Origin of the sequence: Stenotrophomonas maltophilia group sp. RNC7 (assembly GCF_030910085.1) — a bacterium.
Taxonomy (GTDB): Bacteria; Pseudomonadota; Gammaproteobacteria; order Xanthomonadales; family Xanthomonadaceae; genus Stenotrophomonas; species Stenotrophomonas sepilia.
Genome location: NZ_JAVFVN010000485.1, coordinates 19,604 through 28,944 on the forward strand (window position 1 = coordinate 19,604; position 9,341 = coordinate 28,944).

Consider the following 9,341-nt stretch of genomic DNA (forward strand, 5'->3'; position numbering starts at 1 on the left):
TTTCCTGCGGAAAGGGCTCTGACCCCAGCGCGAGACAACGGTAGCGCCGGGCCATGCCCGGCGCCCCCATCAGGGCACTTACAGCCCGCTCGACGCCTTCACCGCATCTTCGTGCAGCGACTCGTTCAGCTCATCCACCACGGTGGTCCATGCCGCATCGGCCTGCAGCGACTCGGACAGGAACTGGCGCTGGGCATCATTCCAGTACGGCGCCTCGACCACTTCGACGTCGGTGGCCAGCTGGTGCTCGCGGATGAAGCGGGCGATGCCCTCGGCGCTGGCGTCCAGGCCCAGCTGCAGGAACAGGTTGGTCATGCGCGGTTCGGTGGTGATCATCGTCGATTCCGGATGGACAAGGGGATGGCCCATTATCGGTGTAGACGGCCTTGGGGAAAGCCCCGTGGCAGACGTCTACAGCAGGACGACCCTCCTGGCATTCCCCCATGAACGCACACATCGCTCCCGAAGACAGCCGCAGCCTGCGGCTCAAGGCCGCCACCCGCGACAGCCACGGTGCGCTGGACAAGCGCATCATGGCCGGTGACATCTTCGCCGATCGCAGCAACTTCGCCCGTTTCCTGCGCGTGCAGTATCGCTTCCACCGCAGCATCGATGCGCTGTATGCCAACCCTGCGCTGGGCGCACTGCTGCCCGATCTGGGCGCGCGCCGCCGACTGAGACAGGTCGCGCGCGACCTGCAGGATCTGGAGCAGACGCTCCCGGGCGCGGACATCGACGCGCTGCCCTCGGACCTCGCGCTGCCGACTGCGTTGGGTTGGCTGTACGTGGCCGAAGGCTCCAATCTGGGCGGCACCATCCTGTACAAGATGGCGGCCAAGCTCGGCCTGAACCGTGATTTCGGCGCCCGCCACCTGGCCGCCCATCCCGATGGCGCAGCGCGCCACTGGCGCGAGTTCACCGCTGCGCTGGACGCGGTGCCGCTGAGTGCCGAGCAGGACCAGCAGGTGATCGATGCAGCCGACGCTGCGTTCCGCAGCGTGCATCGCCACGTCGAAGTGGAATTCGCCTGATGCGCGGCGCGCGCCCACAGGTGCAGCGCTGATGCGCTGGCTCTGGTTCGCGCTGGGCTGGCTGATGGTCGGCCTCGGGGTGATCGGCGCATTGCTGCCAGTCATGCCGACCACCATCTTCCTGATCCTCGCGGTGGGCTGCTTCGCGCGCAGCTCGCCGACGTTCGAGCAGCGCCTGCTGGCGCATCCACGCTACGGCCCGTCGCTGCGGCTGTGGCGCGAGCAGGGCGCCGTGTCGGGCAAGGGCAAGGCGTTTGCCAGCGCAGGCATGGCGGCGGGCTTTGCCCTGTTCTGCTGGGGCGCGCATCCGTCGTGGCGCCTGTTGCTTGGCGTGGGCCTGTTCTTTGCCGCCAGCGCCGGTTACGTGCTCAGCCGGCCGGCACCGCGACCGGAGCCCAATCCGGTCGTGGAAGTGGACGACGCCAACGATCCTCGCGCGGCCCGCCGCCGCGCCGCATCCCCCGATACCGCTGGAACCCGAGACGATGCTGCCTGCTGACCGGGCCCGGGCGGTGGCCGCCATCGGGGTCGGATCCCTTTCCGCAGGAAAGGGATCCGACCCTGTCAAGCCTGCCATCCGCGCGTCGCGTGGATCTACAGCAGCGGCACCAGCAGCAGCGCCACGATGTTGATGATCTTGATCAGCGGGTTGATCGCCGGGCCGGCGGTGTCCTTGTACGGGTCACCAACAGTGTCGCCGGTCACCGCGGCCTTGTGCGCTTCGCTGCCCTTGCCACCGAAGTGGCCATCCTCGATGTATTTCTTGGCATTGTCCCAGGCGCCGCCGCCGGTGGTCATCGAAATGGCCACGAACAGGCCGGTGACGATCGTGCCGATCAGCAGGCCGCCCAGTGCGCGCGGCCCCAGCAGCAGGCCGACCACCACCGGCACGGCGACCGGCAACAGCGAGGGCACGATCATTTCGCGGATCGCCGAGCGGGTCAGCATGTCCACCGCCTTGTCGTACTGCGGCTTGCCGGTGCCCTGCATGATGCCGGGAATCTCGCGGAACTGGCGGCGCACTTCTTCCACCACTGCGCCTGCCGCGCGGCCGACCGCTTCCATCGCCATCGCACCGAACAGGTAGGGAATCAGGCCGCCGATCAACAGGCCGATGATCACCGTGTGGTCGCTGAGATCGAAGCGGAATTCCTGGCCGGGATTGGCTGCCTGCAGGTTGTGGGTGTAGTCGGCGAACAGCACCAGTGCCGCCAGCGCCGCCGAGCCGATCGCATAGCCCTTGGTCACGGCCTTGGTGGTGTTGCCCACCGCATCCAGTGGATCGGTGATGTCGCGGATCTCCGAAGGCAGCTCGGCCATTTCGGCGATGCCACCGGCGTTGTCGGTGATCGGGCCGTAGGCATCGAGGGCGACGATCATCCCTGCCATCGACAGCATGGCGGTTGCGGCAATGGCGATGCCGTAAAGGCCGCCCAGTGCGAATGCGCCCCAGATCGCCGCACACACCGCCACCACCGGCAGCGCGGTGGATTTCATCGAGATGCCGAGGCCGGCAATGATGTTGGTGCCGTGGCCGGTGGTCGAGGCCTGCGCCACGTGCTGCACCGGCTTGTACTGGGTGCCGGTGTAGTACTCGGTGATCCACACGATCAGGCCGGTCAGGACCAGGCCGATCAGCGCGCAGCCATACAGCGCCGTCGGTCCATGCACGTTGTCGGACATCAGTCCGGTGGTGATCGGGTAGAAGGCGATGGCGGCCAGCACGCCGGAAACGATCACGCCCTTGTACAGCGCGCCCATGATCGAGCCGCCGGGCTTCACCTTGACGAACAGCGCGCCGATGATCGACGCGATGATCGACACGCCGCCCAGTACCAGCGGATACAGCACGGCATTGGCACCGGCTTCGGCCAGCATCAGGCTGCCCAGCAGCATGGTGGCGATGACGGTCACTGCATAGGTTTCAAAGAGGTCGGCCGCCATGCCGGCGCAGTCGCCGACGTTGTCACCGACGTTGTCGGCGATCACCGCCGGATTGCGCGGATCGTCTTCGGGAATGCCGGCTTCGACCTTGCCGACCAGATCGGCGCCCACGTCGGCGCCCTTGGTGAAGATGCCACCGCCCAACCGCGCGAAGATCGAGATCAGTGAAGAGCCGAAGGCCAGGCCGACCAGCGCGTGCAGCGCCTGTTCCATCGGCAGGCCCATCTGCAACAGTAGTGCGTAGTAGCCGGCCACGCCCAGCAGGCCCAGCCCGACCACCAGCATGCCGGTGATCGCGCCGCCGCGGAAGGCGACGTCCATCGCCGCGCTGATGCCGTTGCGCGCCGCCTCTGCGGTACGCACGTTGGCGCGTACCGACACGTTCATGCCGATGTAGCCGGCCGCGCCGGACAGCACCGCGCCGACCGCGAAGCCGATCGCGGTGTACCAGCTGAGGAACACACCGACCAGCACGAACAGCACCACGCCGGCGATGCCGATGGTCAGGTACTGGCGGTTGAGGTAGGCACGCGCACCTTCCTGGATCGCGGTGGCGATCGCGATCATGCGCGCATTGCCGGTGGGTTGGCGCAGGATCCAGCGCGCCGAGACGATTCCGAACAGGATCGCGAGAATGGCGCAGCCCAGCGCCAGTGACAGCCCGTGACGTTCCAGCATTAGACCCCTCCGCAGAATGGATGTAGGCATCCAGTGGCGATGAACGGCACCACGAGGGGGACGACGGGCTGCAGCCTGGAACCAACCCGTACCGACCTGGGCGGTCGTCCGACGTATGGCGGTGTTCAGCATTCCCTGGTGCCCGCAGTATGCGTGCCGCCACTTGTAGAGTCGAGCCATGCTCGACTGGCTCCTGGGAGCCGCGGCGCATGCCGTCGGGCCCTGGGCATGATTGGCGAGCCAACGGCCTTTGCACCCCGTTAAGGCAGCCTCTGCAAGCCTGCGCACAGCCCCGTAGGAGATCCCCCATGCGCCTGTCCCTGTTGATGCTTGCCGCCCTGGTCCCGGCCGCACCGGCCTTTGCTGCGGAAACGCCGGAACTGCAGCGTGCGGTCGGTGCGCCGCAGGCGGTGGGCGCGGTGCATACGCTGCGGCAGATCCCCGAGGCCTGCGCGCGGCTGGAAGGTGCGTTCACCGGTGATGCCGCCGCGCCATATCGCTTCTCCGCCGTCCGGACCCGCGAGCAATGCCAGCCACGCGCGCGCTTCGTCGATTACACCAAGGCGCAGCCGAGTGCCGACAAGGGCTGGAAGCTCAATGATGTGATCCGCGTGCCCAACGCTGCATGCCCGGCGCAGCAGGCGGTGGTGCGGGTGTGGCGCCTGCCGTCGAGCCACAAGGTCGAGCTGGATGGGCAGGGCCAATCGCGCATTTATCTGGAAGAGGCGAAGAAGCAGGCCGCCGCCGGCCAGATTCCGCAGGTGACGATGTTCGCCGCGCAGCTGCAGATGGAAGGCAAGGCTTGCAATTGAAGTTGCGTGGGCGGTGCACCCGCGCCGCCATCCACGCGTGGTAGTGCCGGCCGCTGGCCGGCATCCGGCCGATCAATCCGCCAGCATTGCCCCCCGCGCCACCAGCAGCTCGCGCAATGCCCTGCGGTGGCAGTGCGCTTCATCCTCGCAGTAGCAGCCCACGCTGATGTCGCTGTGTTGCGACATCGCGGCCAGAAGGTCCAGCGCGTGGGCGGCATCGGGCGCCTTCATCTCGGCCTTGTAATGGCGGAAGAAGGCGGTCCAATCGGCCGCCGTCGTTGCCTCATGTGCCCGCTTCACCAGCTCCGCGCTGGGTGACAGGGTAGGAAACCAGACGTCGTACCAGTCCTGTCGGGCGAACTCGCTGCGCGGCACGCCGCGCGGTGGGCGCCGAACGGTGCCGATTCGCAGTCCCTCGCCGGGTTGGCGCGGCGTACCGAGACGGACAACACGCAGTGCCATGATGATCTCCATGAAAAGGGGACGGAGGGGATTAAGTCGTATCCGACCCACTGCTGATGCTGTTGGAGATGACAGAGGGGCGTATGCGACTTAATCCCCTCCGTCCCCTTTTTCAGGTCAGCCTTCGAAGGCCGGCAGTTTCTGCTTCACCGCCACGTTCTTCAGGGTGACGTACTTCGGCAGGCCATCGGTGCCATAGGGAAGCGGTGCTTCGCCCTTGATCAGTGGTGACAGGTAGGCGCGTGCCCTGGCGGTGATGCCGAAGCCATCGCGGCGGATGAAACCAGCCGGCATCTTCTTCTCGTGGTTGGCGATCTTCGACAGCGGCGCGGCTTCGATCTTCCAGCGATACGGAGAATCGCTGCTGCGCACGATCACCGGCATCACGCCATTCCGGCCCTTCAGGGCCAGCTGCACCGCGGCCTTGCCCACCGCCTGCGCCTGCTCCCAGTCGGTCCTGCTGGCCAGGTGGCGGGCCGAGCGCTGCAGGTAATCGGGCAGTGCCCAGTGCACCTTCAGGCCCAGCTGATCCTTGACCCGGCCGGCCAGGTGCGCCGCCACGCCGCCGAGCTGCGAATGACCGAACGAGTCCTTGCCACCGCCGGCATCGGCAACGAAGCGGCCATCGGCGGTGGCAATGCCTTCCGACGCCACCACCACGCAGTAGCCGACGCGCTCGACCACGGCTTTCACCTTGGCCAGGAACGTGGCCTCGTCGTAGGCGCGCTCAGGCAGCAGGATGATGTGCGGCGCTTCGTCATCACCGTTGCCGGCCAGGCCGGCGGCGGCGGCCAGCCAGCCAGCGTGGCGACCCATCGCTTCGTAGATGAAGACACGGGTGGAGGTTTCGGCCATCGCCGCCACGTCCAGTGCCGCCTCGCGCACCGAGACCGCGGTGTACTTGGCCGCTGATCCGAAGCCGGGGCAGGTATCGGTAACGGCAAGGTCGTTGTCGATGGTCTTGGGCACGCCGATACAGGTCAGGTCGTAGCCGGAGGCCTTGGCCAGCTGCGAGACCTTCAGTGCGGTGTCGGCCGAGTCGTTGCCGCCGTTGTAGAGGAACCAGCGCACGTCGTGGGCCTGCAGCACCTCCAGCAGACGGTCATAGCGGGCGCGGTCGGCATCCAGCGATTTCAGCTTGACCCGGCACGAGCCGAAGGCGCCGCCCGGGGTATGGGCGAGGGCGCGGATCGCGGCGGCACTCTCCCTGCTGGTGTCGATCAGCTCCTCGCGCAGCGCGCCGAGGATGCCGTTGCGGGCGGCCAGGACCTTGATGCCCTTGGCCCGGGCCTGCTCGATCACCGCTGCCGCCGTGGCATTGATGACGGCGGTGACACCGCCGGACTGGGCATAAAGGAGAGTACCGTTGCGCATGCTTCTACCTGCTCGGGGGAGGGGACATTGCAGGGACATTACCCGGATGCGGTAAAGTGGCGCTATTGCGGTGCAGCGATACCGGACCGTCCGGGACGCAAACCTTCTTTGTTTTCAACACGTTGGAGTCAGGTAAATGCGATTGGTTCTGTTGGGACCGCCCGGTTCGGGCAAGGGGACACAGGCGACGCGCCTGAAGGAAAAGCTGGGGATCGCCCACATTTCGACCGGTGACATGCTGCGCGCGGAAATCGCCGCCGGCACCGAGCTGGGCAAGCAGGCCAAGACGGTGATGGATGCCGGCAACCTGGTGTCGGACGACATCCTGCTGGGCATGCTGGAGTCGCGCCTGACCCAGGCCGATGTCGCCAAGGGCTTCATCCTTGATGGTTATCCGCGCAACGTGGCCCAGGCCAATGCGATGGACGGCCTGCTGGCCAAGATCGGCCAGCCGCTGGACGCGGTGGTACAGCTGGATGTGCCCACCGAGCTGCTGGTCGACCGCATTGCCGGTCGTGCCAAGGAGCAGGGCCGCGCCGATGACAACCCGGAAGCGGTGCGCCAGCGCCTGCAGGTCTACAACGACCAGACCGCCCCGGTGGTCGATTTCTACGCCGGCCGTGGCACCCTGGCCCGCGTCGATGGCGTCGGTGAGCTGGACGAGATCGAAGCCCGCATCCTGGCAGCGATCAAGGCCTGATCCGGCGGGGCCGGCATGCTTCCGGTCCTTCGGGCGCAAAAAGCACAGGCCTGGTCCGCGAGGATCAGGCCTGTGTCGTTTGATAGGCGCCAGCGAAGGGCTTGCTCAGGGCCCCGCAGCATGAGCTCCCTTGGGGATGGCCTCTTGGGGAGTAGGACCGGTTCGGGTACTGCGGCTGGCAGTTCGAATTGTGTCCGGGTTCACAGAACATCGCTATCGGGAATTCCCTGACAGCTGATTGGAGTTTTCTCACATCCCGTGTAGGGGTTGTCTTACCCGATAGCGGACATTGGCCCTATACAGCCGTCATCGGTCACAATCCTCGGTCATGAGCAGCGTACATATCCTTGCAATTGCCGGCACCTTCATGGGCGGCGTGGCCGCCCTGGCGCGGGAACTTGGGCATTCCGTCAGCGGCAGCGACCAGGCCATCTATCCGCCGATGTCGACCCAGCTCGAACAGCTGGGCATCACACTGGACCAGGGCTACCGTGCCGACAGCGTGCCGGCCGGCACCTACGAGGTGGTGATCGGCAACGCGCTGTCGCGCGGCAATGCCGCCGTGGAAGCCGTGCTCAATGCCGGCCAGCGCTATATCTCCGGCGCGCAGTGGCTGTCCGAGCAGGTGCTGCCGGGCCGCGATACGCTGGCCGTGGCCGGTACCCACGGCAAGACCACCACCACCACCATCCTCACCTGGCTGCTGGAAAGTGCAGGCCGCTCGCCGGGCTTCCTGATCGGCGGTGTCGCCGAGGATTTCGGTGTCTCCGCCCGCCTGGGCCAGGGCCGCGAGTTCGTGGTCGAGGCCGATGAGTACGACACGGCCTTCTTCGACAAGCGCAGCAAGTTCGTGCACTACCGGCCGCTGGTGGCCATCCTCAACAACCTTGAGTACGACCACGCCGATATCTTCCCGGACGTGGCCGCGATCCAGCGCCAGTTCCACCATCTGGTGCGTACCGTACCCGCACGTGGCCGGCTGATCGTCAACGGCGAGGATCCGTACCTGGCCGATGTGCTGGCGATGGGCTGCTGGACCCCGGTCGAGCGCTTCGGCTTCGATCCGGCGCTGGAATGGCATGCCGAGCTGCTGGCTGCCGACGGCAGCGCGTTCCGCGTGCATCATCGTGGGCAGGCGCTGGGTGATGTGCAGTGGTCGCTGCTGGGCCGCCACAACGTGCTCAACGGGCTGGCCGCGCTGGCCGCCGCGCACGCGGTAGGCGTGGCCCCGGCCGACGTGATCCCGGCGCTGGCACGCTTCCGCAGCGTCAAGCGCCGCATGGAAGTGATCGGCAGCCATGACGGCATCACCGTCTACGACGATTTCGCCCACCATCCGACTGCGATCGCCACCACGCTGGAGGGCCTGCGTTCCAAGGTGGGTGATGCGCGCATCGTGGTCGCGATGGAGCCGCGCAGCAACTCGATGCGGCTGGGCGCACATGCGCAGGCGCTGGCTCCCTCGCTGGCGCTGGCCGATGAAGTGGTGTTCCTGCATCGCCCGGAACTGGCCTGGGATGCTGCGGCGGTGATCGCCGCGGTGCGTGGCCAGGCCCACGCGGTGCCCGATACCGACGCATTGCTGGCGCAGCTGCAGGCCAGCGCGCGCAGTGGTGACCACGTGGTATTCATGTCCAACGGTGGCTTCGACGGTGCCCCGCGACGCTTCCTCGCCGCGCTGCAGGCCCGATGAGCGGCGATGGCTCGCTGCCGCTGTTCCCGCTGCACACCACGCTGGTGCCGGGTGCAGCGGTGGGCCTGCGCGTGTTCGAGCGGCGCTATCTGGACCTGGTCCGCGACAGCGGCCGCAGTGGTGAGGGATTTGGTGTCTGCCTGATCCTCGAGGGCGAGGAGGTCGGCGCACCGGCGACACCGGCTGCCTTTGGCGTGCAGGTACGCATCGAAGACTTCGATGTCGGCGCCGACGGCGTGCTGCAGCTGCGCCTGCGCGGCACCCGTCGCTTCCATGTCGAGCGCACCCGCGTGCGCGACAACGGCCTGGTGGTGGCTGATGTGCGCTGGTGCGAGGAAGACCCCGATGACGAACTGCGGCCGCAGCATGCACTGCTGGCCACGGTGCTGGGGCACATCATCGAGCAGGCCGGCGAGGCCTATGCGCCGGCCAATCCGGCGCTGCTGGACCAGGCCAGCTGGGTCGGCTGGCGGCTGGCCGAACTGCTGCCGCTGAGCGAGCAGCAGCGCCTGCAGCTGCTGCAGATGGACGACCCGCACCAGCGATTGCAGCAGCTGCTGGGCTGGATGCCGTAGCAGCCATCCACGCGTCTCGTGGATCTACCTCCGCGGGGGGGGGGCCGGCGGGCCCCCCCCCCCCCCCCCCCC

At 67.2% G+C, this 9,341-nt stretch carries 10 protein-coding genes; 6 read left to right on the plus strand and 4 right to left on the minus strand.

The features are described 5' to 3' along the window. Positions 1-78: 78 nt before the first annotated feature. Positions 79-336, minus strand: a complete 258-nt coding sequence (locus tag RCF13_RS09120; protein WP_005410930.1) for a DUF2789 domain-containing protein — start codon at positions 334-336, stop codon at positions 79-81. 107 nt (positions 337-443) lie between these two features. Here RCF13_RS09120 and RCF13_RS09125 point away from each other — a divergent pair, with 107 nt between their 5' ends. Beyond that, positions 444-1,031 carry a biliverdin-producing heme oxygenase gene (locus tag RCF13_RS09125; RefSeq protein WP_134968685.1) on the plus strand — a complete coding sequence of 196 codons (588 nt, stop codon included), beginning with the start codon at positions 444-446 and terminating at the stop codon, positions 1,029-1,031. 31 nt (positions 1,032-1,062) lie between these two features. Further along, positions 1,063-1,530, plus strand: coding sequence for a YbaN family protein (locus tag RCF13_RS09130; protein ID WP_134968684.1), 468 nt, complete (start codon positions 1,063-1,065; stop codon positions 1,528-1,530). 95 nt (positions 1,531-1,625) lie between these two features. Here the strand turns inward: RCF13_RS09130 and RCF13_RS09135 are convergent, their stop codons facing one another. Further along, positions 1,626-3,653 (minus strand): sodium-translocating pyrophosphatase, encoded by a 2,028-nt coding sequence (locus RCF13_RS09135; protein ID WP_134968683.1) that lies wholly within the window; start codon positions 3,651-3,653, stop codon positions 1,626-1,628. A 308-nt stretch (positions 3,654-3,961) separates the two neighbouring features. Between RCF13_RS09135 and RCF13_RS09140 the strand changes: the two genes are divergently transcribed. After that, entirely contained in the window at positions 3,962-4,465 is a 504-nt protein-coding gene (locus RCF13_RS09140) for a hypothetical protein (protein ID WP_134968682.1), read from the plus strand. A 72-nt stretch (positions 4,466-4,537) separates the two neighbouring features. Here the strand turns inward: RCF13_RS09140 and RCF13_RS09145 are convergent, their stop codons facing one another. Together RCF13_RS09145 and RCF13_RS09150 are read right to left on the minus strand one after the other, a co-directional pair. Next, on the minus strand, positions 4,538-4,927 hold the full coding sequence (locus RCF13_RS09145) for a DUF488 family protein (protein ID WP_005419050.1): 390 nt from the start codon (positions 4,925-4,927) through the stop codon (positions 4,538-4,540). Positions 4,928-5,044: 117 nt separating this feature from the next. Next, on the minus strand, positions 5,045-6,301 hold the full coding sequence (locus RCF13_RS09150) for a 6-phosphofructokinase (protein WP_061480500.1): 1,257 nt from the start codon (positions 6,299-6,301) through the stop codon (positions 5,045-5,047). Between the two features lie 136 nt (positions 6,302-6,437). On the opposite strand from RCF13_RS09150, the gene RCF13_RS09155 reads away from it, so the two are divergent. From RCF13_RS09155 to RCF13_RS09165, 3 genes are all read left to right on the plus strand, one after another. Then, complete coding sequence (locus tag RCF13_RS09155) at positions 6,438-7,001, plus strand: adenylate kinase (protein WP_005419045.1); 564 nt, start codon at positions 6,438-6,440, stop codon at positions 6,999-7,001. A 328-nt stretch (positions 7,002-7,329) separates the two neighbouring features. Further along, the gene (gene mpl / locus RCF13_RS09160) at positions 7,330-8,694 is read left to right on the plus strand and encodes a UDP-N-acetylmuramate:L-alanyl-gamma-D-glutamyl-meso-diaminopimelate ligase (RefSeq protein WP_308141083.1); all 1,365 of its coding nucleotides are present in this window, start codon (positions 7,330-7,332) and stop codon (positions 8,692-8,694) included. After that, a complete protein-coding gene (locus tag RCF13_RS09165; RefSeq protein ID WP_111096656.1) occupies positions 8,691-9,269 on the plus strand; it encodes an LON peptidase substrate-binding domain-containing protein in 579 nt (192 codons plus the stop codon). Before mpl ends, RCF13_RS09165 begins: the two co-directional genes overlap by 4 nt. Positions 9,270-9,341 lie beyond the last annotated feature (72 nt).

What these genes read in the sequence shown, in the direction of transcription:
- RCF13_RS09120 (WP_005410930.1), bottom strand. Translation starts at nt 336, where the DNA reads ATGATCACCACCGAACCGCGCATGACCAACCTGTTCCTGCAGCTGGGC.
- RCF13_RS09125 (WP_134968685.1), top strand. Translation starts at nt 444, where the DNA reads ATGAACGCACACATCGCTCCCGAAGACAGCCGCAGCCTGCGGCTCAAG.
- RCF13_RS09130 (WP_134968684.1), top strand. Translation starts at nt 1,063, where the DNA reads ATGCGCTGGCTCTGGTTCGCGCTGGGCTGGCTGATGGTCGGCCTCGGG.
- RCF13_RS09135 (WP_134968683.1), bottom strand. Translation starts at nt 3,653, where the DNA reads ATGCTGGAACGTCACGGGCTGTCACTGGCGCTGGGCTGCGCCATTCTC.
- RCF13_RS09140 (WP_134968682.1), top strand. Translation starts at nt 3,962, where the DNA reads ATGCGCCTGTCCCTGTTGATGCTTGCCGCCCTGGTCCCGGCCGCACCG.
- RCF13_RS09145 (WP_005419050.1), bottom strand. Translation starts at nt 4,927, where the DNA reads ATGGCACTGCGTGTTGTCCGTCTCGGTACGCCGCGCCAACCCGGCGAG.
- RCF13_RS09150 (WP_061480500.1), bottom strand. Translation starts at nt 6,301, where the DNA reads ATGCGCAACGGTACTCTCCTTTATGCCCAGTCCGGCGGTGTCACCGCC.
- RCF13_RS09155 (WP_005419045.1), top strand. Translation starts at nt 6,438, where the DNA reads ATGCGATTGGTTCTGTTGGGACCGCCCGGTTCGGGCAAGGGGACACAG.
- mpl (WP_308141083.1), top strand. Translation starts at nt 7,330, where the DNA reads ATGAGCAGCGTACATATCCTTGCAATTGCCGGCACCTTCATGGGCGGC.
- RCF13_RS09165 (WP_111096656.1), top strand. Translation starts at nt 8,691, where the DNA reads ATGAGCGGCGATGGCTCGCTGCCGCTGTTCCCGCTGCACACCACGCTG.